The 26,649-nt window shown below is 70.5% G+C and carries 27 protein-coding genes and 1 pseudogene; 8 read left to right on the top strand and 20 right to left on the bottom strand.

Going from position 1 to position 26,649, the window contains the following annotated elements:
- Positions 1–195 precede the first annotated feature (195 nt).
- Positions 196–1,578 (bottom strand): glycine--tRNA ligase, encoded by a 1,383-nt coding sequence (locus tag ACFU5K_RS25435; RefSeq protein ID WP_384065631.1) that lies wholly within the window; start codon positions 1,576–1,578, stop codon positions 196–198.
- 217 nt (positions 1,579–1,795) lie between these two features.
- Here ACFU5K_RS25435 and ACFU5K_RS25440 point away from each other — a divergent pair, with 217 nt between their 5' ends.
- The 4 genes from ACFU5K_RS25440 to ACFU5K_RS25455 all read left to right on the top strand — a co-directional run bounded on the left by ACFU5K_RS25440 (position 1,796) and on the right by ACFU5K_RS25455 (position 4,975).
- Positions 1,796–2,758 carry a metal ABC transporter substrate-binding protein gene (locus ACFU5K_RS25440; protein ID WP_384065633.1) on the top strand — a complete coding sequence of 321 codons (963 nt, stop codon included), beginning with the start codon at positions 1,796–1,798 and terminating at the stop codon, positions 2,756–2,758.
- A 77-nt stretch (positions 2,759–2,835) separates the two neighbouring features.
- The gene (locus ACFU5K_RS25445; RefSeq protein WP_384065678.1) at positions 2,836–3,576 is read left to right on the top strand and encodes a metal ABC transporter ATP-binding protein; all 741 of its coding nucleotides are present in this window, start codon (positions 2,836–2,838) and stop codon (positions 3,574–3,576) included.
- Positions 3,576–4,475, top strand: coding sequence for a metal ABC transporter permease (locus tag ACFU5K_RS25450; RefSeq protein WP_384065680.1), 900 nt, complete (start codon positions 3,576–3,578; stop codon positions 4,473–4,475). Before ACFU5K_RS25445 ends, ACFU5K_RS25450 begins: the two co-directional genes overlap by 1 nt.
- A 65-nt stretch (positions 4,476–4,540) precedes the next feature.
- Positions 4,541–4,975 carry a Fur family transcriptional regulator gene (locus ACFU5K_RS25455; protein ID WP_384065635.1) on the top strand — a complete coding sequence of 145 codons (435 nt, stop codon included), beginning with the start codon at positions 4,541–4,543 and terminating at the stop codon, positions 4,973–4,975.
- Positions 4,976–5,181: 206 nt separating this feature from the next.
- Here ACFU5K_RS25455 and ACFU5K_RS25460 read toward each other — a convergent pair whose 3' ends face one another.
- The 4 genes from ACFU5K_RS25460 to leuA form a co-directional block, all read right to left on the bottom strand.
- Positions 5,182–5,994: an isoprenyl transferase gene (locus ACFU5K_RS25460; RefSeq protein ID WP_384065638.1), complete on the bottom strand. Its 813-nt coding sequence runs from the start codon at positions 5,992–5,994 to the stop codon at positions 5,182–5,184.
- A 22-nt stretch (positions 5,995–6,016) separates the two neighbouring features.
- The gene (gene recO, locus ACFU5K_RS25465) at positions 6,017–6,763 is read right to left on the bottom strand and encodes a DNA repair protein RecO (protein ID WP_327118840.1); all 747 of its coding nucleotides are present in this window, start codon (positions 6,761–6,763) and stop codon (positions 6,017–6,019) included.
- A gap of 89 nt (positions 6,764–6,852) precedes the next feature.
- On the bottom strand, positions 6,853–7,557 hold the full coding sequence (locus ACFU5K_RS25470; protein ID WP_384065640.1) for a TerB family tellurite resistance protein: 705 nt from the start codon (positions 7,555–7,557) through the stop codon (positions 6,853–6,855).
- Positions 7,558–7,761: 204 nt separating this feature from the next.
- Positions 7,762–9,555, bottom strand: coding sequence for a 2-isopropylmalate synthase (leuA, locus tag ACFU5K_RS25475; protein ID WP_384065642.1), 1,794 nt, complete (start codon positions 9,553–9,555; stop codon positions 7,762–7,764).
- 292 nt (positions 9,556–9,847) lie between these two features.
- On the opposite strand from leuA, the gene ACFU5K_RS25480 reads away from it, so the two are divergent.
- Together ACFU5K_RS25480 and ACFU5K_RS25485 are read left to right on the top strand one after the other, a co-directional pair.
- Positions 9,848–10,924, top strand: a complete 1,077-nt coding sequence (locus ACFU5K_RS25480; RefSeq protein ID WP_384065645.1) for a M4 family metallopeptidase — start codon at positions 9,848–9,850, stop codon at positions 10,922–10,924.
- A gap of 54 nt (positions 10,925–10,978) precedes the next feature.
- Positions 10,979–11,245: a protealysin inhibitor emfourin gene (locus ACFU5K_RS25485; RefSeq protein ID WP_384065647.1), complete on the top strand. Its 267-nt coding sequence runs from the start codon at positions 10,979–10,981 to the stop codon at positions 11,243–11,245.
- A 73-nt stretch (positions 11,246–11,318) separates the two neighbouring features.
- On the opposite strand, the gene ACFU5K_RS25490 is transcribed toward ACFU5K_RS25485, so the two are convergent.
- From ACFU5K_RS25490 to ACFU5K_RS25520, 7 genes are all read right to left on the bottom strand, one after another.
- Entirely contained in the window at positions 11,319–12,347 is a 1,029-nt protein-coding gene (locus ACFU5K_RS25490; protein WP_384065649.1) for a GTPase Era, read from the bottom strand.
- Positions 12,348–12,399: 52 nt separating this feature from the next.
- Positions 12,400–12,753 carry a cytidine deaminase gene (locus ACFU5K_RS25495; RefSeq protein ID WP_384065651.1) on the bottom strand — a complete coding sequence of 118 codons (354 nt, stop codon included), beginning with the start codon at positions 12,751–12,753 and terminating at the stop codon, positions 12,400–12,402.
- 61 nt (positions 12,754–12,814) lie between these two features.
- Positions 12,815–13,168, bottom strand: coding sequence for an MmcQ/YjbR family DNA-binding protein (locus ACFU5K_RS25500; RefSeq protein ID WP_384065653.1), 354 nt, complete (start codon positions 13,166–13,168; stop codon positions 12,815–12,817).
- The gene (locus tag ACFU5K_RS25505) at positions 13,165–14,448 is read right to left on the bottom strand and encodes a hemolysin family protein (RefSeq protein WP_384065655.1); all 1,284 of its coding nucleotides are present in this window, start codon (positions 14,446–14,448) and stop codon (positions 13,165–13,167) included. Before ACFU5K_RS25505 ends, ACFU5K_RS25500 begins: the two co-directional genes overlap by 4 nt.
- Positions 14,445–14,942 (bottom strand): rRNA maturation RNase YbeY, encoded by a 498-nt coding sequence (gene ybeY / locus ACFU5K_RS25510; protein WP_056785341.1) that lies wholly within the window; start codon positions 14,940–14,942, stop codon positions 14,445–14,447. Before ybeY ends, ACFU5K_RS25505 begins: the two co-directional genes overlap by 4 nt.
- A 12-nt stretch (positions 14,943–14,954) precedes the next feature.
- The gene (locus ACFU5K_RS25515; RefSeq protein WP_384065657.1) at positions 14,955–15,977 is read right to left on the bottom strand and encodes a PhoH family protein; all 1,023 of its coding nucleotides are present in this window, start codon (positions 15,975–15,977) and stop codon (positions 14,955–14,957) included.
- Positions 15,978–16,103: 126 nt separating this feature from the next.
- Complete coding sequence (locus ACFU5K_RS25520) at positions 16,104–17,207, bottom strand: carbohydrate kinase family protein (protein WP_384065659.1); 1,104 nt, start codon at positions 17,205–17,207, stop codon at positions 16,104–16,106.
- Positions 17,208–17,576: 369 nt separating this feature from the next.
- On the opposite strand from ACFU5K_RS25520, the gene ACFU5K_RS25525 reads away from it, so the two are divergent.
- Positions 17,577–18,935: an MFS transporter gene (locus tag ACFU5K_RS25525; RefSeq protein WP_384065661.1), complete on the top strand. Its 1,359-nt coding sequence runs from the start codon at positions 17,577–17,579 to the stop codon at positions 18,933–18,935.
- Here the strand turns inward: ACFU5K_RS25525 and ACFU5K_RS25530 are convergent.
- From ACFU5K_RS25530 to hrcA, 7 genes are all read right to left on the bottom strand, one after another.
- Positions 18,899–19,891, bottom strand: a complete 993-nt coding sequence (locus tag ACFU5K_RS25530) for an adenosine deaminase (RefSeq protein WP_384065663.1) — start codon at positions 19,889–19,891, stop codon at positions 18,899–18,901. The two genes, ACFU5K_RS25525 and ACFU5K_RS25530, sit on opposite strands and share 37 nt — an antisense overlap.
- A 10-nt stretch (positions 19,892–19,901) precedes the next feature.
- Positions 19,902–20,810, bottom strand: a complete 909-nt coding sequence (locus ACFU5K_RS25535; RefSeq protein WP_384065665.1) for a ribonuclease Z — start codon at positions 20,808–20,810, stop codon at positions 19,902–19,904.
- A 165-nt stretch (positions 20,811–20,975) separates the two neighbouring features.
- Positions 20,976–21,335, bottom strand: a complete 360-nt coding sequence (locus tag ACFU5K_RS25540) for a histidine triad nucleotide-binding protein (protein WP_384065667.1) — start codon at positions 21,333–21,335, stop codon at positions 20,976–20,978.
- Positions 21,336–21,437: 102 nt separating this feature from the next.
- Entirely contained in the window at positions 21,438–22,184 is a 747-nt protein-coding gene (locus ACFU5K_RS25545) for a 16S rRNA (uracil(1498)-N(3))-methyltransferase (RefSeq protein WP_384065669.1), read from the bottom strand.
- Entirely contained in the window at positions 22,181–23,254 is a 1,074-nt protein-coding gene (locus ACFU5K_RS25550) for a nitronate monooxygenase (RefSeq protein ID WP_384065671.1), read from the bottom strand. Before ACFU5K_RS25550 ends, ACFU5K_RS25545 begins: the two co-directional genes overlap by 4 nt.
- Before the next feature lie 123 nt (positions 23,255–23,377).
- Positions 23,378–24,517 carry a molecular chaperone DnaJ gene (dnaJ, locus tag ACFU5K_RS25555; RefSeq protein WP_384065673.1) on the bottom strand — a complete coding sequence of 380 codons (1,140 nt, stop codon included), beginning with the start codon at positions 24,515–24,517 and terminating at the stop codon, positions 23,378–23,380.
- Positions 24,518–25,534: a heat-inducible transcriptional repressor HrcA gene (gene hrcA / locus ACFU5K_RS25560; RefSeq protein ID WP_327118802.1), complete on the bottom strand. Its 1,017-nt coding sequence runs from the start codon at positions 25,532–25,534 to the stop codon at positions 24,518–24,520.
- Positions 25,535–25,699: 165 nt separating this feature from the next.
- Between hrcA and ACFU5K_RS25565 the strand changes: the two genes are divergently transcribed.
- The gene (locus tag ACFU5K_RS25565; RefSeq protein WP_384065676.1) at positions 25,700–26,422 is read left to right on the top strand and encodes an MBL fold metallo-hydrolase; all 723 of its coding nucleotides are present in this window, start codon (positions 25,700–25,702) and stop codon (positions 26,420–26,422) included.
- Positions 26,423–26,457: 35 nt separating this feature from the next.
- Here the strand turns inward: ACFU5K_RS25565 and ACFU5K_RS25570 are convergent.
- A pseudogene (locus ACFU5K_RS25570) lies at positions 26,458–26,649 on the bottom strand (RNA-guided endonuclease TnpB family protein); the annotation flags it as partial.

The following is a 26,649-nucleotide window of genomic DNA, read 5'->3' on the forward strand; positions in this document are numbered from 1 at the left end:
GGCGCAAAGAGCTCCGGCGCTGCGCGCCTCCGGTCTCGGGATGCGTTTCCCTCCCCGGCTGAAGCCGGGGATACCCACGCAAGATCAGGGATGGACGGCATCCTGGCCTCCCCTGTGGACGAGTTCGCCCAGTGTGCACGAAGCCCCCGGTTCCGTACGCCGGAACCGGGGGCTTCGTCACGGGGGTTACCGCAATCAGCAGCCCAGCAGACGGGAGCCGAGGTAGCCCTGGATCTGGTCCAGGGAGACGCGCTCCTGCTTCATGGTGTCGCGCTCGCGCACGGTCACCGCGTTGTCGTCCAGGGTGTCGAAGTCGACGGTGACGCAGAACGGCGTACCGATCTCGTCCTGACGGCGGTAGCGGCGGCCGATGGCACCGGCGTCGTCGAACTCGATGTTCCAGTTCTGGCGCAGGTCGGTGGCGAGGCCCTTGGCCTTGGGCGACAACTGCGCGTTGCGGGACAGCGGCAGGACCGCGACCTTGACCGGCGCCAGGCGCGGGTCGAGGCGCATGACGGCGCGCTTCTCCATGACGCCCTTGGCGTTGGGTGCCTCGTCCTCGTTGTACGCGTCGAGGAGGAAGGCCAGCATCGAGCGGCCGACACCGGCCGCGGGCTCGATGACGTAGGGCGTGTAGCGCTCACCCTTCTCCTGGTCGAAGTAGACGAGGTCCGTGCCGGAGGCCTCGGAGTGCGCCTTGAGGTCGTAGTCCGTGCGGTTCGCGACGCCTTCCAGCTCGCCCCACTCGCTGCCGCCGAAGCGGAAGCGGTACTCGATGTCAGCGGTGCGCTTGGAGTAGTGGGAGAGCTTCTCCTTCGGGTGCTCGAACCACCGCATGTTCTCCTCGCGCAGGCCCAGGCCGGTGTACCAGTTCCAGCGCTGCTCCATCCAGTACTCCTGCCACTGCTCGTCCTCGCCCGGCTTGACGAAGAACTCCATCTCCATCTGCTCGAACTCGCGCGTGCGGAAGATGAAGTTGCCCGGAGTGATCTCGTTGCGGAAGGACTTGCCCATCTGCGCGATGCCGAACGGCGGCTTCTTGCGCGAGGTCTGCTGCACCTGGCCGAAGTTGGTGAAGATGCCCTGGGCGGTCTCGGGACGCAGGTAGGCGACCGAACCGGTGTCCTGCGTCGGGCCGAGGTGGGTGGACAGGAGCCCCGAGAACGCCTTGGGCTCGGTGAAGGTGCCCTTGTTGCCGCAGTTGGGGCAGTTGAGGTCGGCCAGGCCGTTGACGGGCGGCTTGCCGTGCTTCTCCTCGTACGCCTCCTCCAGGTGGTCGGCGCGGTAGCGCTTGTGACACGAGGTGCACTCGGTGAGCGGGTCGGAGAACGTGGCGACGTGTCCGGAGGCGACCCAGACCTCGGGGGCAAGGATGACCGACGAGTCGAGACCGACCACGTCCTCGCGCGCGGTGACCATGTAGCGCCACCACTGGCGCTTGAGGTTCTCCTTCAGCTCGACACCCAGGGGCCCGTAGTCCCAGGCGGCCTTCTGGCCGCCGTAGATCTCACTGCTGGGATAGACGAAGCCACGGCGCTTGCTCAGGCTGACGATGGTGTCGATCTTGTCGGCGGCCACGGTGCTCTCTTCATTACGACGGCGGAACTGGACAGGGGCGGCGCGGAGCGCCTCGCTGAGGGGATGTTCGCGAGGCGGGCAGGCGAATGCCCCAGATTACCGGCGGGCGCACCCCCCGGATCAAATCGGTGGGGCGCATAGCGGTACCAGCGCTGCGATCCGGGCATCTCATCAGCCTTGTTGACAATCGTTTCCAGTTTTGTTGAAAATGACTGTCATGAACGTACGCCGCCTGATACCCACAGCCGCCGTCGCCGGAGCAGTCGCCCTCGGCCTCACCGCGCTCTCCGCCTGCTCCTCGTCCGACGCGGCCGAGGGAGGGAAAGACGGCAAGCTGGACGTGGTGGCGTCCTTCTACCCGATGCAGTTCCTCGCCGAGGAGATCGGCGGGACACACGTCTCCGTCACCACCCTCACGAAGCCCGGCGCCGAGCCGCACGATCTGGAGCTCTCCCCCCGGCAGATCGGTGGCCTGAGCGACGCCGACTACATCCTGTTCCTCAAGGGCGTCCAGCCCGCCGTGGACGACGCGGTCGCGCAGGCCGGTGTGGAGAACACCGTGGACGCGTCGAAGCTGACCGGCCTCGAGAGCCACGGCTCCGAGGTCGGCCACGACCACGGCCACGACGAGGGCGAGGAGCACGGCCACGAGGAGGGGGGCCTGGACCCGCACATCTGGCTGGACCCCGTGAAGTACGCCGAAGTGGCCAAGGGCGTCGGCAAGTCCCTGGAGAAGGCCGACCCCGGCCACGCCGCGGACTACCGGAAGAACACGGACACCCTGGTCGGCCGGCTGAAGGAGCTGGACACGGCGTACGCGACCGGGCTGAAGTCCACCGCGACCAGGACGTTCATCACCACCCACTCCGCCTTCGGATACCTCGCCGAGCGCTACGGCCTCACCCAGGAGGGCATCGCCGGCATCGACCCCGAGGCCGAACCCAGCCCGGCCCGGATCGACGACATCCACTCCGTCGCCGTGAAGAGCAACGCCACCACCGTGTTCTTCGAGACGCTCGCCAGCGACAAGACCGCAAAGACCCTGGCCAAGGACCTCGGCCTGAAGACCGGCGTCCTGGACCCGCTGGAGGGAATCACGGACAAGTCCGCGGGTGCTGACTACATCGAGGTCATGAAGTCCAACCTGACCGCGCTGCAGAAGGCGCTCGGCGCGAAGTGACCCACGAAGCACCCGTATCCGCAGCAGCACCGGAGGCAACTGTGCCCGAGCCGAGTACGCCCGAACCCGTGATCAGGATGTCCGGAGCGACGGCGACGCTCGGCGCGCGCCCCGTGCTGCGCGGCGTGGACCTCGCCGTCAACCGCGGCGAGGTCGTGGCGCTGCTCGGCGCCAACGGTTCCGGCAAGTCCACCGCCGTACGTTCCGTCATCGGCCAGGTCCCGCTGACCGGCGGCACCGTGGAGCTCTTCGGCACGCCGCTGCGCCGCTTCCGCCAGTGGGCCCGCATCGGTTACGTGCCGCAGCGCACCACCGCGGCCGGCGGTGTCCCGGCCACGATCCGCGAGGTCGTCGCCTCCGGGCGGCTGTCCCGCACGAAGCTCGGACTGCTGGGCCGGGCGGACCGGGCGGCGGTGGACCGTGCGATCGGGCTCGTAGGCCTCGCCGACCGCGCGAAGGACTCCGTGGACGCCCTCTCCGGAGGCCAGCACCAGCGCGTCCTGATCGCCCGTGCGCTCGCCTCCGAACCCGAGGTGCTGATCATGGACGAGCCGATGGCGGGCGTCGACCTCGTCAGCCAGGAGATCCTCGCCACGACGCTGCGCGACCAGGTGGCCGACGGGGCCACGGTCCTGCTCGTCCTGCACGAGCTCGGGCCACTGGAACCTCTGATCGACCGGGCGATCGTCCTGCGCGACGGCTGCGTCATGTACGACGGGCCGCCCCCCGAGGCCATGGGCCAGCACGCCCTGCCCGGCCACGACCACGTACACCCCCACGCGGCCACCGAGCCCGTCCGGACGGGACTGCTGACCTGATCATGCTGGAATTCCTGAACCCCCCCTTCATGCAGCGGGCCCTGCTCGCCGCCGTCCTGGTCGGCATCACCGCGCCCGCCATCGGCATCTACCTCGTCCAGCGCCGCCAGGCCCTGATGGGCGACGGCATCGGGCACGTCGCCCTGACGGGTGTCGGCCTCGGCTTCCTGCTCTCCACGAGCCCCGTCTGGACGGCCACGCTCGTCGCCGTGGCCGGCTCGGTCGTGATGGAGCTGATCCGCTGGTACGGACGCACCCGCGGCGACATCGCCCTGGCCATGCTCTTCTACGGCGGCATGGCGGGCGGGGTGCTGCTGATCAACCTCTCGGACACCGGATCCAACGCCAACCTGACGTCGTTCCTCTTCGGTTCGCTGTCGACGGTCTCCGAGGAGGACGTCACCGCGATCGTGGTGCTCGCCGCCTTCGTCGTGCTCGTCACGCTGGGACTGCGGAGGCAGTTGTTCGCCGTCAGCCAGGACGAGGAGTTCGCCCGCGTCACCGGGCTGCCGGTGCGCGCGCTCAACCTGCTGGTCGCGGTGACGGCCGCGATCACCGTCACCGTGGCGATGCGGGTCGTCGGCCTGCTGCTGGTCAGCGCCCTCATGGTGGTGCCGGTCGCCGCCGCGCAGCAGATCGCGAAGTCCTTCAAGGTGACGTTCGTACTGTCCGTCGTCATCGGTACGTCCGTCACCCTGGCCGGCACCGTGACCTCGTACTACGAGGACGTACCGCCGGGCGCGACGATCGTGCTCATGGCCATCGCCGCCTTCGTCCTGCTCACCGCGCTCGCCACGCCGCTGGCGCGCAGGCGTGCGCGAGGAAGCGAGGCCGAGGCGGCCCGGTGCACCCTTGAAGTACCGGCGGCCCGCCCGGCCAAGGACGACGTGCAGGTGTGACCGTGACGACGGGACGGGCTGGCACAATGGCCCGACACACGCACGGGCGACACGAGGAGGCAGCTGTGGCGACGGCGCCGATCAGTGGCACGAACGCGGCTCCGGTGCGCGGCCGGTCCACCCGGCAGCGGGCGGCGGTCGCGGCGGCGCTCGACGAGGTCGACGAGTTCCGCAGTGCCCAGGACCTGCACGACGTGCTCAAGCACAGGGGCGACTCGGTCGGGCTGACCACCGTCTACCGCACTCTCCAGTCCCTCGCCGACGCCGGTGAGGTCGACGTCCTGCGCACCACGGACGGCGAGGCCGTCTACCGGCGCTGCTCGACGGGTGACCACCACCACCACCTGGTGTGCCGCGTCTGCGGGAAGGCCGTCGAGGTCGAGGGCCCGGCGGTGGAGCAGTGGGCCGAGACCATCGCCGCGCAGCACGGCTACGTGAGCGTGGCCCACACGGTGGAGATCTTCGGGACCTGCGCGGACTGCGCGGCCGCGAAGGAGTGAACCCGGCGGGGCCCCGGCACCGGGGCCCCGCCGTGCCGTCTCAGAGCCTGTCGGGTGGCCTTCGATCGGAAAGTGGGCGCGGTCCGGTGCGTGCGATTCCAAGGCGCCGGAGTGTCCTCGTAGCGGAGCTACTAGGGCATTTCGGCAACGCGGGAAGCGTGCGTGCCGGGGCGTGACCGCCCGATCAGAGGTCACCCGACAGGCTCTCAGCCCTGCGCGATCTCCTCGGCGCCTCCGAAGCGCCGGTCGCGCTTGGCGAACTCATGGCAGGCGCGCCACAGGTCGCGGCGGTCGAAGTCCGGCCACAGGACGTCCTGGAAGACCATCTCGGCGTAAGCGCTCTGCCAGATCAGGTAGTTGGACGTGCGCTGCTCGCCGCTGGGGCGCACGAAGAGGTCCACGTCCGGCATGTCCGGGTAGTAGATGTACTTCGCGAACGTCTTCTCGTTGACCTTCGACGGGTCGAGCCTGCCCGCGGCGACGTCCTCGGCGATGCGCTGCGCGGCGTCGGCGATCTCGGCCCGGCCGCCGTAGTTGACGCAGAAGTACAGCGTCATCCTGTCGTTGTCCTTCGTCTGCTCCTGTGCGACCTGGAGCTCCTGGACGACGGACTTCCACAGCTTGGGCATGCGGCCCACCCAGCGGATGCGGATGCCGAGCTCGTCCATCTCGTCGCGGCGGCGGCGGATGACGTCGCGGTTGAAGTTCATGAGGAACTTCACCTCGTCCGGCGAGCGCTTCCAGTTCTCGGTGGAGAACGCGTACAGCGAGAGGTTCTTGACGCCCATCTCGATGCAGCCCTTGAGGACGTCCATGACGACGCCCTCACCGACCTTGTGGCCCTCGGTGCGCGGGAGTCCCCGCTCCTTGGCCCAGCGGCCGTTCCCGTCCATCACGACGGCCACGTGCTTGGGCACGAGCTCGCCGGGGATCTTCGGCGGGGTGGCGCCGGAGGGGTGCGGCTCAGGGGTCTTGTACTCACGCCGGTTACGGCCGCCGAGCATCCCGCGTACTGCCATGGGCTTCTCTCGTCTCCCTCTGTCACTTCTCTACGTACCGCAGCGAGCGCAGACCGCGCTCCAGATGCCAGTGCAGGTAGGCGGACACGAGTCCGCTCCCCTCCCTGACATGACGCGCCTCGCACGCGTCCGCCGTCTCCCAGTCACCGGTGAGCAGAGCGCTCAGCAGTTCGACGGCCTCCGCCGAGGGTACGACGCTGCCGGGTACCCGGCAGTCGGCGCATATGACGCCGCCTGCCGCGACGGAGAAGAACCGGTTCGGTCCGGGCATTCCGCACCTGGCGCAGGCGTCGAAGCTGGGGGCGTAGCCGTTGACGGCGAGCGAGCGCAGCAGGAACGCGTCCAGGATCAGGTTCGGCGCGTGCTCGCCGCGCGCGAGGGTCCGCAGGCCGCCGACCAGCAGCAGGTACTGCTGGACCGCCGGCTCGCCCTCGTGGTCGGTGAACCGCTCGGCGGTCTCCAGCATGGCGGTGCCGGCGGTGTAGCGGCCGTAGTCGGAGACGATCCCGCCACCGTACGGAGCGATCGTCTCGCTCTGCGTGCACAGCGGGAGGCCGCGGCCGACGAGTTCGCTGCCGCGCGCGAAGAACTGCACGTCCACGTGGGAGAAGGGTTCGAGCCGCGCCCCGAACTTGGACTTGGTGCGGCGCACCCCGCGGGCAACGGCGCGCACCCGGCCGTGGCCGCGGGTCAGGATCGTGATGATCCGGTCGGCCTCGCCCAGCTTCTGCGTACGCAGCACGACGCCGTCGTCCCGGAACAAGCTCATGCGCCCATTGTCGCCCACGGGAGCACCGGCGCGGCCAAGGGTGCGGGGCCCCGGGCTGGGCACCGCGCCGCCAGGGCCCTCAGGAGGCCCTAGGAGGGCGTACGGGCGGCTGCCGCCAGCAGGGCGGCCGTGTCGGCCGGGCGGAGTCTCAGCGCGCCGCCCACCGCGGTGAGCACCTCGCGCTCCGCCTGGTTGTACGCCCCGTCCGCGAGCGCGATCCTGGCGCCCTGCAGCAGGACCGCTTCCCGGCCCGTCGTGGCCAGGTGCGGTGCGAGGGGCTTCAGGGCCTCGTGCAGCTCGATGGCGAGGGCGGCCCCGCACGCCTCTGCCGCTGGACCGCCATCGCCCGCCGCCCCGGTCTCGGCGGCGAGCACTTCGACGATGGTGAAGAGCTGCTCCTGGGTGCAGTCGTCGAGACCCGCGTCGCGGACCGTGGCCGCCGCGGCTTCCAGGACCGTGCGGGAGGTGGTGCCGCCCGCGGCGAGCACGGCGAGTGTGACGGTGTGCACGGCCTTCCGCAGCATCGCGGAGAAGCGGGTGGTGGTGGGGTGGTCCAGGACGTCGGTCCCGAAGTGCGTGCGGCAGGCGGCGCACTCGACGACGGGCCCCGCACTGCCCCGGGGGAGCAGCGGCAGGCCGAGGACGGTCAGACGATGGCGTCCGGTGAGGCGCCGGTAGTTGCGGTCGCCCCCGCAGCCGGGGCAGAAGAACTCGCCGTCGCCGACGGTTTCCCAGGCGGTGCGGATGCCGCAGATGCGCAGTCCTGTGGCGCGTTGTCCTTTGGCTGTCCGCACGTCGCACACCTCCGTAACTCCACGGCAACATTGCCGCGTTGGACGTGATGTTAGCCACATACGTGTTGCGGCGTCAGCATTCCGGACGTCACAACCCCCGGAGATGGCCGAACCCCGCCCGCCCTCGGCGGGCGGACGGGGCTCTTCTGCCGTGGATTGCGGCACCCGTTCGTGTACGTGTGTCCGGGATGCCGCGCGGTGGTGTCAGCGGGCCGACCGGTTGACCGCGGATACGACCGCCTTCAGCGAGGCGCGCGTGGTGTTGGCGTCGATCCCGATGCCCCACAGCACCTTGCCGTCGATCGCGCACTCGATGTAGGAGGCCGCCTGTGCGCTCGCGCCCTCACTCATCGTGTGCTCGGTGTAGTCCAGCAGGCGGGCGTCGATGCCGATGGCCTGCAGCGCTCCGAAGAACGCGGAGATCGGGCCGTTGCCCGTGCCGGTCAGCACCGTGTCCGAGCCGTCGACCGTGGCCTCGACGGTGATGGTGTCCTGCCCGTCGGAACCGGTCGTCGTCTGGCCGGACCGGATCTGTACACGCCCCCAGGCGTTCTCGGGGTTGGGCAGGTACTCGTCCGCGAACGCCGACCAGATCTGCGCCGGTGTGACCTCGCCGCCCTCGGCGTCGGTCTTGGCCTGAATGATCCGGGAGAACTCGATCTGCATCCGGCGGGGCAGGTCCAGCTTGTGGTCGTTCTTCAGGACGTAGGCGATGCCGCCCTTGCCGGACTGCGAGTTGACGCGGATGACGGCCTCGTAGGAACGGCCGACGTCCTTCGGGTCGATCGGCAGGTACGGGACGGCCCACTCGATGTCGTCGACGGTCACGCCCCGGGCGGCCGCGTCGGCCTCCATGGCGTCGAAGCCCTTCTTGATGGCGTCCTGGTGGGAGCCGGAGAAGGACGTGTAGACCAGGTCGCCCGCGTAGGGGTGGCGCGGGTGGACCTCCATCTGGTTGCAGTACTCGCTGGTGCGGCGGATCTCGTCGATCTGCGAGAAGTCGATCTGCGGGTCGACGCCCTGCGAGAACAGGTTCATGCCCAGGGTGACCAGGTCGACGTTGCCGGTGCGCTCACCCTGGCCGAACAGGCAGCCCTCGATGCGGTCGGCGCCGGCCATGATCGCCAGTTCCGCGGCGGCGACTGCCGTACCGCGGTCGTTGTGCGGGTGGACCGACAGGCAGACGTACGGCCGGCGGGTCAGGTTGCGGGACATCCACTCGAAGCGGTCGGCGTGGGTGGACGGTGTCGAACGCTCCACCGTGGCGGGCAGGTTGAGGATGATCTCGCGGCCCTCCTCCGGCTGCCACACGTCGCAGACCGCCTCGCAGACCTCCAGGGCGAAGTCCAGCTCGGTGTCCGTGAAGATCTCGGGGCTGTACTGGTACCCGAAGATCGTCTCGTCGCCCAGGATCTTGTCCGCGTACTCCATGACCAGGCGGGTGCCGTCCACGGCGATCTGCTTGACCTCGTCCCTTGAACCGCGGAAGACCACGCGGCGGAAGGTGGGGGCGGTGGCGTTGTAGAGGTGCACGGTGGCCCGGTGGGCTCCGCGCAGTGCCTCGACGGTGCGCTCGATCAGTTCCTCGCGGGCCTGCGTCAGGACGGAGATCGTCACGTCCTCGGGGATCGCGCCCTCTTCGATGATGGAGCGCACGAACGCGAAGTCGGTCTCGCCGGAGGACGGGAAGCCGACCTCGATCTCCTTGTAGCCCATGCGTACGAGCAGGTCGAACATCTCGCGCTTGCGAGCGGGAGACATGGGGTCGATCAGGGCCTGGTTGCCGTCGCGCAGGTCGGTCGACAGCCAGCGGGGAGCCCGCGTGATGCGGTTGCCGGGCCAGGTGCGGTCGGCGATGTCCACGGCCTCGTACCCGCGGTACTTGTGGACCGGCATCCCGGACGGCTTCTGCAGCTGCTTCGCGTTGGTGACCGGGGTCGGACCGCCGACGGGGGTGATTGCGGCGTCGGCGTGCACACGGTTGTTGGCAGGGGTCATGGCGTACGGCTCCTCTGAGGTCCAGCAGGGGCGGCCGACTGTGTCGCGGCAACGGCGAACTCCGCGGGGAGGGAGCCGGCCTACGACTACAGGCCCTCGCCGCGGCAGCTAAGAAGGAGCAGCCCGAAACGCATGATGCGGCAACACTAACCGAGGGATGCCTGATACGTCGGTCCGTATCAGTATGCGGGATCGGCGGCTTGTAAAGACCGAACGGTGATACATCACTCTATTTCGTCAATAACGATCGCAACCAGTGACAAGACGGTGACTCAGTGCCACAGTCGACTGCATGCAGCCTCGACCGAACATCGGGCTCCGGCCCGTCTTCTGCACCATCGTTCCGCCCCACCTCCTCGACAAGCTCGCCCAGGCGGACGACCCGCTCCTGGCCGAACCCGCCCGACGCACCCTGGAGGCCGACGGGGCCCGGCGCCACCACCGGCAGGTGACCGCGCTGGCCCGGACGCCGCAGGCCCACGTCACCTCCGCCCCGGTCCCCAGCAAGCCCCACCGCACCCTGTACGACTGCCGGCACAGCACGTACCTGCCGGGCCGCAAGGTCCGCGACGAGGGCGACGAACCCACCGGGGACGCCAGTGTCAACCGCGCGTACGCGGGGCTCGGTGCGACGTTCGACCTGCTGCTCACGGAATACGGGCGCAGCTCGATCGACGGGGCGGGACTGCCGCTCATCGGCTCCGTGCACTACGACGAGAAGTACAACAACGCCTTCTTCGACGGCGAGCAGATGGTCTTCGGGGACGGTGACGGGGAGATCTTCCTCGACTTCACCCTCGCGATCGACGTGATCGCCCACGAGTTGGCGCACGGACTCACCCAGTACACCGCCAACCTGGCGTACGAGGGCCAGTCGGGCGCGCTCAACGAGTCGGTGTCGGACGTCTTCGGGGCCCTGGTCAAGCAGTACTCGCTGGGCCAGAGCGCGGAGCAGGGCGACTGGCTGATCGGGGCGGAGCTGCTCGCCCCCCGGGTCAGCGGCGTCGCCCTGCGCTCCATGAAGGCTCCGGGCACGGCGTACGACGACGACGTGCTCGGCAAGGACCCGCAGCCCGCCTCGATGGACGGCTACGTCGAGACGGACGAGGACAACGGCGGGGTGCACATCAACTCGGGCATTCCCAACCGGGCCTTCTACCTGCTGGCCACGGCGCTCGGCGGCAACGCCTGGGAGCGGGCAGGCCGCATCTGGTTCGACGTGCTGACCGGCGGCGAGCCGGCCCAGGACGCTTCCTTCACGGACTTCGCCAAGCTGACCGTCGCGGCGGCGCGGCACAGGTTCGGCGAGGGGGACGAGGCCGAAGCGGTGCTCAAGGCCTGGTCGGAGGTGGGCGTGCCGACCAGGTGACCGGGTAGGTACAGGCGGGACCGTCCGAGCGGGGCCAGGCAGGAGCCATCACGCATGCGCATTCAGGTCAGACGGTCCGGCGGGTTCGCCGGCATCGCACGCCGCGGCGAGGTCGACACCTCGGGACGGCCCGACGCCTCGGAATGGGAGTCGCTGGCGGAGGCCGCTCTCGCCGCGGGCCGGGACGGCCCGCCCGCGGGGGTGCCGGACGGCTTCCACTACCGGATCACCGTGGGCGACCGGACGGTCGACTGTGCGGACCCACGGCTCACCCAGGAGCAGCGGACGCTGATCTCCCGGGTCCTCGGAGAGGGCGCGTAGGTCCGGCCGGAACCCGCCTCGTGCGACCGCTCCCCGGGTCCGCCGCACACTGCGCGGCGGACCCGGGGAGCCGTCAGAACCCCAGCTTGCGCAGCTGCTTCGGGTCGCGCTGCCAGTCCTTGGCGACCTTCACGTGCAGGTCCAGGAAGACCGGGGTGCCGAGAAGCGCCTCGATGTGCTTGCGCGACTTCGTGCCGACGTCCTTCAGGCGCTTGCCCTTCGGGCCGATGATGATGCCCTTCTGGCTGGGGCGTTCGATGTAGACGTTCGCGTGGATGTCCAGCAGCGGCTTGTCCGCCGGACGGTCCTCGCGGGGCAGCATCTCCTCGACGACGACCGCGATGGAGTGCGGCAGCTCGTCCCGGACGCCTTCCAGCGCGGCCTCGCGGATGAGTTCCGCGACCATGACCATCTCGGGCTCGTCGGTGAGGTCACCCTCGGGGTAGAGCGGCGGGCTCTCGGGGAGCAGCGGGGCGATGAGGTCGGCGAGAAGGCCCACCTGGCCCGCCCCTCGGCCGTCGTCGCCCTTGTTCGAGGAGCCGCGTCCCTGCTCCTGCTCCTCCTTGACCGCCGATACCGGCACGATCTCCGCCCATTCGAAGCCCAGCTCATCGGCCAGCGCGGCGACGGCGAGCAGCTGCTCGGCGAGCACCTTGGGCTCGACGAGGTCGGTCTTGGTGATGATCGCGATCTTAGGGGTCTTCTTGATCCCCGCGAGTTCCTTCACGATGAACTTGTCGCCGGGGCCGAGCTTCTGGTCGGCGGGCAGGCAGAAGCCGATGACGTCGACCTCGGCCCAGGTGGTCCGCACGATGTCGTTCAGGCGCTCCCCGAGCAGGGTCCGCGGCTTGTGGAGGCCGGGCGTGTCCACCAGGATCAGCTGGGCGTCGTCGCGGTGCACGATGCCCCGTACCGTGTGCCGGGTGGTCTGGGGGCGGTTGGAGGTGATCGCCACCTTCCGACCGACCAGAGCGTTCGTGAGGGTGGACTTGCCCGCGTTCGGGCGCCCCACGAAGCAGGCGAAGCCGGCCCGGTGGGGGGCGTTGTTCTCAGCCTGCTGCGCAGCGGCTTCTGTGTTCGGTCGAGCGCTCATGGCGCCCATTGTCCCCGATCCGGGCGGCGGCGATGCACAGCAGGGCGCCCCCCGCCCCGAATCAGCCGGCCGCGGCGGCGGAGCGGAGCGTGCCGTCCGCCCCGGCGAGCAGCACGGGCGTCTGCGGCCCGCCCAGGTCACGGACGGCTGCACGGTCCGCGTCGGACACCGTCCCGGCCTCGGAGACCACGGCCGCCGCCTCCAGCGACGTGGCGCCACTGGCCACCGCCATCGCGACGGCGGTCTGCAGCGCGCTGAGCTTCAGCGAGTCCAGGGCCACGGTGCCCGCGGCGTACGTGCGACCGGTCTCGTCCCGTACCGCCGCGCCCTCCGGCACTCCGTTGCGGGCACGGACGCTGCGTGCAAGCGTGACGATCTTGCGGTCCTCGGGGCCGAGGTCGGTGGTGTCGGTCATGTGCCGAGCATACGGATCGGGAGCGGGTCCCCTCCGCGACGGGGTGCGTTCCATCCTTGCGCTACGGCCGGTCCAGGCGCAGCCGTTCCGCCTTCGGCAGACCGGCCACCACGAGGTCGTAGCTGTCCTCGACCAGCTCCCGGACCATCCGGTCGGGGAGCTCGTGGACCGACACCGTGTTCCAGTGCCGCTTGTTCAGGTGCCAGCCGGGGACGATCGCGGCGTGCTCCTTGCGCAGCCGCAGGGCCTCGTCCGGATCGCACTTCAGGCTCAGCGTCAGCGGCGAGGCGTCCAGGACGCTGAGCGCGAACATCTTCCCCAGGACCTTGAAGACGGAGGCGTCCGGGCCGAAGGGGAACTCCTCCGCGCTCGCGTTGAACTCCAGGCAGAACCTGCGCAGTTCCTGGGGGGTCATGCCGCTTCGCTTCCCTCCGGCTCCACCAGCACCGTGACGATCTTGTTCCTGCGGCCCGCCGGGGACTCCGCCGTGAGGCGGAGCTTGCGCCCGTCGGGCAGGTCGACGATCGAGGAGGCTCCGGAGATCGGGACCCGCCCGAGCGCCTTCGCCAGCAGACCGCCCACCGTCTCCACGTCCTCGTCGTCGTACGCGTCGAGGCCGAACAGCTCCCCGAGGTCGCCGATGTCGAGTCGGGCGGTTACCCGGAAACAGCCGTTCTCCAGCTCCTGGACCGGCGGGAGCTCGCGGTCGTACTCGTCGGTGATCTCGCCGACGATCTCCTCGAGGATGTCCTCGATGGTCACGATGCCGGCCGTGCCGCCGTACTCGTCGATGACGACGGCGACGTGACTGCGGTCCTGCTGCATCTCGCGCAGCAGGTCACCGGCGTTCTTCGTGTCGGGGACGAACGCGGCGGGGCGCATCGCCGTGGAGACGAGGTCCGCCTCAGCCTCCCGGTTGATGTGCGTCTTGCGGACCAGGTCCTTCAGGTAGACGATGCCGACGATGTCGTCCTCGTTCTCGCCGGTGACCGGGATGCGCGAGAAGCCGGAGCGCAGTGCCAGGGTGAGTGCCTGCCGGACCGTCTTGTACCGCTCGATGCAGACCAGGTCGGTGCGGGGCACCATCACCTCGCGCACGAGGGTGTCCCCGAGCTCGAAGACCGAGTGCACCATGCGGCGTTCGTCGTCCTCGATGAGCGACTCCTGCTCGGCGAGGTCGACCATGGCGCGCAGTTCGGCCTCGCTGGCGAAGGGCCCCTTACGAAAGCCCTTCCCCGGCGTCAGCGCGTTTCCCAGGAGGATCAGCAACTGCGGGATCGGCCCCATGATCCTGGCCAGGGGCAGCAGCACGTACGCCGCCGCCGTGGCGGTGTTCAGCGGATGCTGACGGCCGATGGTGCGCGGCGAGACCCCGATGGCGACGTAGCTGACGAGGACCATGATCCCCACCGCGAGGGCGAGCGCTTCCCAGGTCTCGGTGATCTCCTGGAGGCAGGCGTAGGTGACGAGCACGCCGGCCGACGTCTCGCAGGCGACGCGCACGAGCAGCGCCACGTTGAGATAGCGGGTGGGATCGGCTGCGACCTGCGCGAGCTTGGCGCTTCCGCGCCGCCCGGCGCGCACGGCCTCGGCCGCCCGGAAACTGGAGGTACGCGCGATTCCGGCCTCGGCGCACGCGGCGAGCCACCCGACGACGATCAGCAGGACCGCGCCCGCGACGAGGGGGAAGCTCACGAGACGGTGGGGGCGGGGGACGGGCCGGTCAGGCCGCGCTCGCCGCGCCAGCCGTCGACGATCGCCGCCTGGAGGCCGAACATCTCAGCTTTCTCGTCGGGCTCCTCGTGGTCGTACCCGAGGAGGTGCAGCACCCCGTGGACAGTGAGGAGTTGCAGTTCCTCGTCCATCGAGTGCTGCGTGTCGGCGTCCTCGCCCTGCTTCTTGGCGACCTCCGGGCACAGCACGATGTCCCCGAGGAGTCCCTGCGGGGGCTCCTCGTCGTCCTTGGCCGGCGGACGGAGCTCGTCCATCGGGAAGGACATGACATCCGTCGGGCCCGGGAGGTCCATCCACTGGATGTGGAGCTGCTCCATGGCGGCGGTGTCCACCACGATCACCGAGAGTTCGGACAGCGGATGGATCCGCATCCGGGCGAGGGCGTAGCGGGCGATGTCGAGGATCGCCTGCTCGTCGACCTCGGTTCCGGACTCGTTGTTGACGTCGATCGACATGGTGCGCTGCGACTACTTCCCGTTGCGGCCGGTGCGGCCCTCTGCGTTGTCGTACTTCTCGTACGCGTCGACGATACGGCCGACGAGCTTGTGCCGGACGACATCCTGGGAGGTGAGCCTGGAGAAGTGCACGTCCTCCACGCCGTCCAGGATCTCCTGGACCTGACGCAGACCGCTCTTGGTGCCGCTCGGCAGGTCGACCTGGGTGACGTCACCGGTGACGACGATCTTCGAGTCGAAACCGAGCCGGGTGAGGAACATCTTCATCTGCTCGGCGCTGGTGTTCTGCGCCTCGTCCAGGATGATGAAAGCATCATTGAGCGTACGGCCGCGCATGTAGGCCAGCGGCGCCACCTCGATCGTGCCCGCCGCCATGAGCCGGGGGATCGAGTCGGGGTCGAGCATGTCGTGCAGGGCGTCGTAGAGCGGACGCAGGTACGGGTCGATCTTGTCGAAGAGGGTGCCCGGCAGGAAGCCGAGCCGCTCCCCCGCCTCGACGGCGGGCCTGGTCAGGATGATCCGGCTGACCTGCTTGGACTGCAGGGCCTGGACCGCCTTGGCCATGGCGAGGTAGGTCTTGCCGGTGCCCGCGGGGCCGATGCCGAAGACGATGGTGTGCTGGTCGATCGCGTCGACGTAACGCTTCTGGTTCAGCGTCTTGGGACGGATCGTGCGTCCGCGGTTGGACAGGATGTTCTGGGTGAGCACCTCCGCGGGGGTCTCGGCGCCGTCACCGTCGCCGTTTCCGCTCGCTCTGAGCATGGCGATCGAGCGTTCCACAGCGTCCTCCGTCATCGGCTGCCCGGTGCGCAGCACCAGCACCATCTCGTCGAAAAGGCGCTGGATCAGCGCGACGTCCGCCGCGGACCCAGTCGCACTGATCTCGTTGCCCCGGACATGGATGTCGGCGGCCGGGAACGCCGTTTCGATCACGCGCAGCAGCGAATCGCCCGACCCCAGGAGCATCACCATGGGGTGTGCGGCCGGAATGCTGATCCGGGCCGTCGCCTGCGGCTGTGTAGGTGACTGCGTCATGGGCCGGCCCTCGGGCCTGCGCATACCTCCCGTTGCAGGGCTGTCGCTGCTCGACGGCCTCTGGAGTACCAGCGTACGACTCCGCACCGACATCGCAGAGAGATTTACCGGGTGATCATCTGCCCTTCACTGCCGGAAACCGATGGTCGGAACGGCGCGGCGAAGCGGCCACGCCCTGCTCGCGGCGGGCAGCAGTTCCTCCAGGAAGGCGTAGCGCTCCAGTGCCGCCGGGTCCTGGTCGGCGAAGGTGCGCACCTGCTGCCACCAGGCTGCGACCTCCGCCCATCCGGGGGCCGAGAGGGAGCCGCCGAACTCCTGCACGGACAGGGCCGCCGTCAGTCCGGCGAAGGCGAGGCGGTCGGCGAGCGGCCAGCCGGCCAGGGTCCCGGTGACGAAGCCCGCGACGAAGACGTCACCGGCCCCGGTGGGGTCGAGTGCCTCGACGTCGATGGCGGGCACCGAGGCCGCCGCCCCGGTAGCCCCGTCCACCGCGTAGGCGCCGTCGGCTCCCAGGGTGACGACAGCGAGAGGGACCCGTTCGGCCAGTGCGTGGGCCGCGGCGCGCGGGCACTCGGTGCGCGTGTAGCGCATCGCCTCCTCTGCATTGGGGAGGAAGGCCAGGCAGTGGCCGAGATCGGGCAGTGCGTCCAGGTCCCAGCGGCCGGTCTCGTCCCAGCCGACGTCGGCGAAGAGCATCGCGCCGTTCCGGGCCGCATCGGCCACCCAGGACTCGCTGCGGCCGGGCGTGAGCGAGGCGACGGCGGCGCGGGCGCGCGGCGGGCACGAGGGCAGGGTGCGGCCGGGCACCGCGGACGGACCGGGGTCGGGGGCCTCGTGGCCGTGCGAGACCATCGTGCGTTCGCCCTCGTACGCCATGGAGACGGTGACGGGCGAGTGCCAGCCGGGGACAGTGCGGGACATGGACAGGTCGATGTGCTCACCCTGTTCGAGGGCGTCCCAGCAGTACTCGCCGTAGTGGTCGTCGCCGAACGCGGCGGCCAGGGACGTGCGCAGGCCCAGCCGGGCGAGGGCGGTGGCCATGTTGGCGACGCCGCCGGGGCTGGATCCCATGCCCCTGGCCCAGGACTCGGTCCCGCGTACGGGGGCGCTGTCCAGGCCGGTGAAGATGATGTCCAGGAAGACCGTGCCGGTGAGGAAGACGTCGCAGGCCGGGTCCTGGGGGACGCGCAGCCCGAGCAGCGGGTCGATGCCTGGATTACCTGTGCTCACCTTGCGCTCCCGGCCGTGGCAGTGCTGATCAGTGCGAGATCCGGCCAGTCTGCCGGATCCGCGCCGCCATCCGGAGAGCACGCGCCGGTCCGCGCACACTCGCCCCCACCTGCATAAACACGCGCTTTTACCCGGCCTTTCGCTGCATAAACGCGAGAGTGATCCAGATCACATCGAGCCGACTTTCCGTCGCCTGTGCGTGCTTGATACAAATTGGCCCGCGGGCACCGTTCGGGACAGTTGACGACGAGTGCCGCTTCTCCCGCCTTATCCCGCTTTACCCTCCCCTGTGTTTCTGCGCCTCACCCTCCCCTGCTCCGCCCTCCCCTGCCTTCTTCCGCCTCCTTCGGCATGTCTCCAGGAACGCCCATGTCCTCGCGCCCTCGCGCCGCGTGGCCCTTGGTGGCCGTGTTCACCGCCGGTTACCTCGCCGCCTATCTGCTCCCCACCATCGTCGGCCGTCTCAGCACCTACCTGGGGCTGAGTTCGGCCGAGGCCGGCCTGGTCGGCAGCGCCCTCCTGCTCAGCTCCGCGTCGGCGGGCTTCGCGCTGGCCGGACGTGTGGAGAAATACGGTGCGCGCAGACCGGCGCGCGCCGGTCTGGTGCTCGCCGGGCTCGGCTACGGCTGCGCGGCGCTGACCACCTCGGTGCCACTGGTCGTGCTCGGAGTCGTCGTCGGCGGATTCGGCTCCGGCACGGCGACCGCCGTGGCGGCGTCGGGCATCGCGGCGCAGAGCGACCCGCACCGGACGTCGTCGCTCGGACTGCTCAGCGTCTCGGCGACGGCGGGCGCCCTCTACCTGACGATCCCTCACCTCGGTGGCGGCCACCGGCTGCCGTTCGCGTCGATCGCGCTGGTCGCCCTGCTCGTCTGGCCCGCCACGTCCCGGCTGGGCGGCCCCGCGCCCGCGGGTGCGGCCTCACCAGTCCAGGGGCGGCTGCCGCACCGGCGCTCCGGCCTGGTGCTGGCGGGCGGGATGCTCGTCTGGTCCATGGCGCAGAACGCCCTCTGGGGCGTCAGCAGCCGCATCGGTGTCGTGCAGGTGGGGCTTTCCGAGGTGTCCGTCGGGGCCGTGTTCGCGGCGGCGCTCGGCGCGGGCCTGCTCGGCGTCATGGGCGCGGGCATGCTGGGCGCCCGGCTCGGGCGGGCGGTACCGATCGGCCTGGGGACGATGATCATCGCGGGCAGCATCGTGCTCAGTTCGTCGGCCGACGGCCTCGGGTCGTTCGCGACCGGCGAGATCGTGTGGAACACCTTCTACCCGGTGGTCCTGTCCTACCTCATCGGTCTGGCAGCCTCGCTGGACGTACGCGGCCGCTGGGCCGTCCTCGCCGGCTCGGCATCGTCCGTGGGCGTGGCCTGCGGCCCCCTGCTGGGGAGCGTGCTCTCCCAGCAGGCGGGCTACGCGGTGATGGGCCTGATCCTGGGGGCGGTCACCCTCCTGGTCGCCGCCCCGGTCACCGCAGTCGCGCTGCACACGGGCGGACGCCCGCTGGTGTCCGGTTCGGTCCGCCGCAGGGGTGGCGCGCCCGCCGCGCTCCTCGCCGCCACGACCGGCAGCCTCCCCGGCGCGGTACCCAAACTGGGTGCGCCGGAGCAGGCGGTCACGGAGATCAGCGTGCCCGGTCTGCGGCGGAGGCGGCTGGTCCGCAGCGCGATCCGGACCGCCGGCCCCGCCGGCTCGGCCGGTCAGTCGAACGCGTACGCCTCGACCTCGGAGAGGTAGCGCGCCCTGCGCTCCTCGTCGTGGTCGAGGAAGGCCGCCTCGAAGGAGTTGCGGGCCAGGGTGCGCAGCTGTTCACGGTCCAGGCCGAGCGCCTCGTGGACGGCGTGGAAGGTGTCTCCGACGTACCCGCCGAAGTAGGCCGGGTCGTCGGAGTTCACCGTGCAGAGCAGTCCGGCGGCCATCATGGCGGGCAGCGGGTGCTCCTCCAGTACGTCGATGGCTCGTAGCCGCACGTTGGACAGCGGGCAGAGCGTGAGGGGCACCCGGTCGGCGACCAGCCGCTCCACCAGGTCCGGGTCCTCCATCGCGCGCAGTCCGTGGTCGATGCGTTCGACACCCAGGACGTCCAGGGCCTCGCGGATGTAGGCGGGAGGGCCCTCCTCACCCGCGTGTGCGACCTTGCGCAGCCCGAGGGCCCCGGCAGCCTCGTACACCTCGCGGAACTTGGACGGCGGGTGGCCGACCTCGGCCGAGTCGAGACCTACGGCGCTGATGCGGTGGAGGTAGGGCTTCGCGGCCTCCAGGGTCTCCAGCGCCGACCGGGCGGACTTGTCGCGCAGGAAGCACATGATCAGCTGCGTGGAGATGCCGTGCTTCTCCTCGCTCTGCTCCAGCGCCCTGCCGAGCCCTTCGACGACGGTCCCGATCGGCACATCCCGGTCGGTGTGGGCCTGCGGGTCGAAGAAGATCTCCGCGTGCCGGACGCCCTGCGCCGCGGCGCGGGTGAGGTAGGCGTCGGCCAGTCCGGCGAAGTCCTCCTCGGTGCGCAGGACCGCCATGAGCGCGTAGTAGAGGTCGAGGAAACTCTGCAGGTCGTCGAAGAGATAGGCGGTGCGCAGCTCTTCGGTGTCCGCGTAGGGGAGGTTCACCCCGTTGCGGGCGGCGAGGGCGAAGGCCAGCTCGGGTTCGAGGGTCCCCTCGATGTGGAGGTGGAGTTCTGCTTTGGGGATGTGCACGGTGATCTCGTTACTGGTGGCGGGTGGGTACGGGAACCCTGATCAGGTCCTGGGCGATGGTCAGTCCGCCTTCGAAGCCGGCTGCCCTGGCCTGTTGCTCGAAGACGTCGGGGTCGCTGTAGCGCTGCGAGAAGTGCGTCAGCACGAGGTGCCGTACGCCCGACTCCTTCGCCACGCGGGCAGCCTGCCCCGCGGTGAGGTGACCGTGGTCGGCCGCCAGCCGACTGTCCTCGTCGAGGAAGGTCGCCTCGATGACCAGCATGTCGCATTCCTCGGCGAGCGCGAACGCGCCGTCGCAGAGCCGGGTGTCCATGACGAAGGCGAAGCGCTGCCCGCGCCGCTCCTCGGAGACCTCCTCCAGTCGGATGCCGCGCAGGACACCGTCCCGCTGGATGCGCCCCACGTCCGGTCCGGCGATGCCGTGCTCGGCAAGCCTTACGGGCAGCATGCGCCGCCGGTCGGGTTCGGTGAGGCGGTATCCGAAGGACTCGACCGGGTGCGAGAGGCGGCGGCTGTCGAGGGTGTACGCCGCCGTGGTGGCGAGCACCCCGTCGGCGGCGACCGGGACCTCCGCCAGCTCGACGGTCTGGCGGTAGGCGGTCGAGTACCGCAGCCGGTCGAAGAAGTGCTGTCCGCTCGCCGGGAAGTGTGCGGTGACGGGGTGCGGGACCTGGTCGAGGTTGATCCGCTGGATCACACCGGCGAGGCCCAGCGAGTGGTCGCCGTGGAAGTGGGTGACGCAGATCCGGTCGATGTCGTGCGCGGCGACGCCCGCCCGCAGCATCTGGCGCTGGGTCCCCTCACCCGGGTCGAAGAGGATGCCTTCACCGTCCCACCGCAGCAGGTAGCCGTTGTGGTTGCGGTGGCGGGTGGGGACCTGGCTGGCGGTGCCGAGGACCACGAGTTCTCTTACGGACACGGTCGCTTCCGGGGTCGTTCGTCGGATCGGGGCGCACGGGACGGGGTCCGGGCCGTGCGTCCTGCGGCTGGCCGGGACCGCGGGGCCGCGCCCGGCCCAGCCGACGGGCAGCCGCCGGCGCCCCGGTGCGAAGGCGCGGGCCCGGCGCGGTCCGTGCGGGAGGTCCTAGCCGGGAGGCCACTGCATCCCGCGTCCGCCCAGGACGTGGGCGTGCGCGTGGAAGACCGTCTGCCCGGCGCCGTGGCCGGTGTTGAGGACGATGCGGTATCCCGAATCGGTGAGCTTCTCGTCCGCGGCGACCAGACCTGCCTCACGCAGCACATCTGCGGCGATCTGCGGCTCGGCGGCCGCGAGCGTGGCGGCGTCCGGGTAGTGCGCCTTGGGGATGACCAGCACGTGCGTGGGCGCCTGGGGGTTTATGTCGCGGAAGGTGACGGTCGTATCACTCTCGCGCACGATGGTCGCCGGGATGCCCCCTGCCACGATCTTGCAGAACAGGCAGTCGGTCTGCGGTTCTCCCGCCATGGCCCGGTCTCCTCGGTCGTTCGGTCCTCGTGATCAGTACAACGGCATGCTATCCGGCCGCGCCGGAGCGGCGTGGGTGCCTGCGCCGGAGCCGGCCGGGCGTCAGCTCCAGCGCCCGGTGCGCCCCATCAGCAGGGCGGCCGCGGCCGTGCCGGCGGTCGAGGTGCGCAGCACGCTGGGCCCGAGGCGGTAGGCGGGCGCGCCCGCCTCGGCGAAGGCCGCCAGCTCCTGAGGGGACACGCCGCCCTCCGGCCCGACGACCAGCACGATGCCGCCCCCGCCAGGGAGTGCCGCCGTGGCGAGCGGCTCGCTGCCGCTGTCCCGGTCCTCGTGCAGGACCCCGGCGAAGTCGGCCCCGGCCAGCAGAGCGGCGACCTGCCTGGTCGTCATGAGGCCGGTGACCTCGGGGAAGCGCACCCGGCGGGACTGCTTGCCGGCCTCGCGCGCGGTGGCGCGCCACTTCGTCAGGGACTTGAGCCCCCGGTCGCCCTTCCACTGCGTGATGCAGCGCGCGGCCTGCCAGGGCACGATCACATCGACGCCGGTCTCGGTCATCGTCTCCACCGCGAGCTCCCCGCGGTCGCCCTTGGGAAGCGCCTGGACGACGGTGATGCGGGGCGTGGGCTCAGGCTCCTCCTGGACGCTCGCGAGGCCGGTGACGACGAGCCGGTCCTTGCCCTCGGCCGCCCGTACGACGCCCTCGGCCCATTGGCCGCGGCCGTCGGTGAGGACGACGTCCTCCCCGGGGCCCAGCCGCTTCACGGAGACGGCGTGCCGCCCCTCGGGGCCGTCCAGGACGAACTCCGGCCCGCTGGGGAGGTGTTCGACGACGAAGACCGGTGCCGTCACGGGGCACTCCTCACGTTCACTGCCGCACGCGCGGCTTCCATTTCTGCGACGAGCAGCCCGACGAGATCTCCCGCGGGCATCTCGCGGGCCATCCGGTGCCCCTGTCCCGCCCACAGGGCCATGCCCTGGGCGTCGCCCGTCAGGGCCGCCGCCCTGCGCAGCGGGCTGGTCACCTGATGGACCTGCGGGTAGGCGGCGGGGGCGTAAGGCCCGTGCTCCCGCACGAAGCGGTTGACCAGTCCGCGCGCGGGGCGGCCGGAGAACGCGCGGGTCAGGGCCGTGGTCACGAACAGCGGGTCGGTCAGGGCCTGTTTGTGCAGCGGGTGCGCACCGGACTCCGGGCAGGGCAGGAACGCCGTGCCGAGCTGCGCCGCGTCCGCGCCCGCCGCGAGGACCGCCGTGATCTGGGAGCCGCGCATCAGTCCGCCGGTCGCGACGAGGGGTGACGTCACGGATTCGCGGACCTGGGCGATCAGGGAGAGCAGGCCGGTGCCGGTGAGGCCGCCCTGCGGATCGTCGTGGTGCGTGGACTGGTGGCCGCCCGCCTCGACGCCCTGCACGCAGAGGGCGCCGGCCCCCGCCCACTGGGCGCTGCGTGCCTCCTGGACCGAGGTGACGGTGACGACGGTGAGCGTGCCCGCGGCGGCGAAGGCCTCGAGGACCTCGCGGGCCGGGCAGCCGAAGGTGAAGGAGACGACGGGTACGGGGTCCTCCAGGAGGATCGCCACCTTGGCCTCGTAACCGTCGTCGCCGCAGGCGTCCGGGTCACCGAGCGGGGTCTCGTACCAGGTGGCCTCGCCCGCGAGCTGGTGGCAGTAGACCTCGACGGCGCTCGGGTCGGCCACCGAGGGCTGCGGCATGAAGAGGTTCACGCCGAAGGGCCGGGCGCTCGCCCTCCGCATCTCCCGGATCTCCTCGTACATCCCGTCCGCGGTCTTGTAGCCGGCGGCGAGGAAGCCGAGTCCTCCGGCCTCCGCCACGGCAGCCACCAGTCCGGGGCGTGACGTGCCGCCCGCCATGGGGGCCTGCACGATCGGGTACCGGCAGAGATCGGTCAGGGCCAAGGGCATGACCGCATCGTGCCATGTCCGGTGAACCGTGCCGAATCAGCCGTTCCACAGGGCGGACGGGCTGTCGTGGAAACACCGCACCGCCCGCCGGTGGGGAACCGGCGGGCGGCGCGGTGACAGGGCTCAGCGGCCGTTGAAGGCGTCCTTCAGGCGGGAGAAGAGTCCCTGCTGTCCTGGCTGGAACTGGCCGGTGGGCCGCTCCTCGCCACGCAGCTTGGACAGCTCCCGCAGGAGACGTTCCTGCTCGGGGTCCATCTTCGTCGGGGTCATGACCTCGACATGCACGATGAGGTCGCCGCGACCGCCGCCGCGCAGGTGCGTGATCCCGCGTCCGTGCAGCGGGACCGACTGGCCGGACTGGGTGCCCGGCCTGATGTCGATCTCCTCCATGCCGTCCAGCGTCTCCAGCGGCACCTGCGTGCCGAGCGCGGCCGCCGTCATCGGGATGGTGACCGTGCAGTGCAGGTCGTCGCCGCGCCGCTGGAACACCGGGTGCGCCAGCTCGTGGATCTCGACGTACAGATCGCCGGCCGGGCCGCCGCCGGGACCGACCTCGCCCTCGCCCGCGAGCTGGATCCGGGTGCCGTTGTCGACACCTGCCGGGATCTTCACGGTAAGCGTGCGCCGGGAGCGGATGCGGCCGTCTCCGGCGCACTCGGGGCAGGGGGTCGGCACGACCGTGCCGAAGCCCTGGCACTGCGGGCAGGGACGCGAGGTCATGACCTGGCCGAGGAAGGACCTGGTGACCTGGGAGACCTCGCCGCGGCCGCGGCACATGTCACACGTCTGCGCGGAGGTGCCGGGTGCGGCCCCTTCGCCACTGCAGGTGGTACAGACGACCGCCGTGTCGACCTGGAGGTCCTTGGTGGTCCCGAAGGCCGCCTCGGAGAGGTCGATCTCCAGCCGGATCATCGCGTCCTGGCCGCGGCGGGTGCGCGAACGGGGTCCGCGCTGCGAGGCCGTGCCGAAGAACGCGTCCATGATGTCGCTGAAGTTGCCGAAGCCGCCGGCTCCGAAGCCTCCCGCGCCGCCACCGCCGCCCGAGGCGGACAACGGGTCACCGCCGAGGTCGTAGACCTGCTTCTTCTGCGGGTCCGACAGCACCTCGTAAGCGGCGTTGATCTCCTTGAACCGCTCCTGGGTCTTCGGATCCGGGTTGACATCCGGGTGCAGCTCGCGGGCGAGCCTGCGGAATGCCTTCTTGATCTCGTCCTGAGATGCGTCGCGGCGCACGCCGAGTACGGCGTAGTAGTCCGTGGCCACTTACGACTCCGCCAGGATCTGTCCGACGTAACGTGCCACTGCGCGTACCGCTCCCATCGTTCCGGGGTAGTCCATGCGGGTCGGTCCGACCACGCCGAGTTTGGCGACTGCCTCGTCGCCCGAACCGTAGCCGACCGCGACGACGGACGTGGCGTTGAGGCCCTCGTGGGCGTTCTCGTGCCCGATCCGTACGGTCATGCCCGAATCCGTTGCCTCACCGAGCAGCTTCAGCAGGACGACCTGCTCCTCCAATGCCTCCAGCACCGGCCGGATCATCACAGGGAAATCGTGTCCGAAGCGGGTGAGGTTGGAGGTGCCGCCGATGATCAGCCGCTCCTCCGTTTCTTCGACCAGGGTCTCGAGGAGGACGGAGAGCACCGTCGACACGGTTCCCCGGTCCTCGCTCTCGAACGACTCCGGCAGATCCTGCACCAGCTGCGGGACGTCCGCGAACCGCCGCCCCACGACCCGGCTGTTGAGCCGGGCCCGCAGATCGGCCAGTGACGTGTCACCGAACGGTGCAGGACAGTCGATCATACGCTGTTCGACCCGGCCCGTGTCCGTGATCAGCACGAGCATCAGCCGGGCGGGAGCCAGGGACAGCAGTTCCACGTGCCGCACCGTCGAACGGGTCAGCGAGGGGTACTGCACGACGGCGACCTGTCTGGTCAGCTGCGCGAGCAGCCGCACCGTGCGGCCCACGACGTCGTCGAGGTCGACCGCGCCGTCGAGGAAGTTCTGGATGGCTCTGCGCTCCGGCGACGACAGGGGCTTGACGCCCGCGAGCCGGTCGACGAAGAGCCGGTAACCCTTGTCCGTGGGAATGCGTCCCGCACTGGTGTGCGGCTGGGCGATGAAGCCCTCGTCCTCCAGCACCGCCATGTCGTTACGGACCGTGGCCGGGGAGACCCCGAGGCTGTGCCGCTCCGTCAGCGCCTTGGAGCCGACCGGCTCCTCGGTGCCGACGTAGTCCTGGACGATGGCGCGCAGCACTTCGAGTCTGCGTTCACTGAGCACCGCGCACACCTCCAGCTGTTGTTCTACGGTGTCTGCCTGGCACTCTGTGCGTTCGAGTGCCAGCAATCCCCCGGTCAGTGTACGGGGGTGGGGTGGGCCCGGGGCAAGGCCGACCGGCCGGTCCGATCGTGGGACCGCGCAGGTCGATGCCGATAGCGTCGTCGTATGGACGCCTCTTGGGAAGAGTTCGGCTGGGAGCGGTTGGGCAACGGTATCGGGCGGCGGCGCCTGCCCGTCTGGGACGCGGCCGTCACCCTGGTGGCGGGGGCGGACGCCGTGCTGCTCCACGACACCGGTTCGACGCTCCGCGAGGGAGCGGAGGTGCGGGCCCAGGCGGAGGCCCTGCTGGGCCGGAGGGTGACGCATATCGCACTGAGCCATCCCCATTTCGATCATGTCCTGGGGACCGCCGCCTTCGCCGGTGCGGAGGTCTACGGCGCCGTCGGCACGGCGGAGCTGCTGGGGCGGGGCGCCGAGGAGCTGCGTGCGGACGCGGTGCGGCACGGGATGAGCGAGCGGGACGCGACGGCGGCCGCGGACGCGCTGGTGGCTCCGCGGCACCAGGTCAGCGGCGAGTGGACGCTGGACCTCGGCGGCGGCCTCCAGGTGCTGCTGGCCAACGTGGGTCCCGGCCACACCGGGCACGATCTCGCGGTGCTGGTGCCCGGCTCGCCGGTCGTGGTGCTCTGCGGGGATCTGGTCGAGGAGTCCGGCGAACCGCAGGCGGGCCGGGACGCCGTGCCCTCGCACTGGCCGGCGGCGATCGACCGGCTGCTGGAGCTGGGCGGCGAGGACGCGCTGTACGTGCCGGGGCACGGAGCGGTGGTGGACGCGGCGTTCGTACGGGCGCAGCGTGATCAACTGGCCGTCCGGTTCGGCGTGTCTTGACATCCTCCCCGGGCTGAAGCAGGGGGATTCCTGGCTCAGGCTGCCTCCGGGAGCGGCGCTCCCAGAGGGCTTCCACCATCAGCACCAGCCGGGTTGAGACCAGCCCGGACGAGCATCACGCGGGCGGAGTTGTTGTCCCTGGGGGACACGGCTCCGCACGCGGTGCACGCGTAGATACGTTCAGAAAGGGGGAGCGCGTGCTTGGTTCTCGCACCGCACTGTGCGCA

Origin of the sequence: Streptomyces sp. NPDC057428, from assembly GCF_042803195.1 — a bacterium.
Taxonomy (GTDB): domain Bacteria; phylum Actinomycetota; class Actinomycetes; order Streptomycetales; family Streptomycetaceae; genus Streptomyces.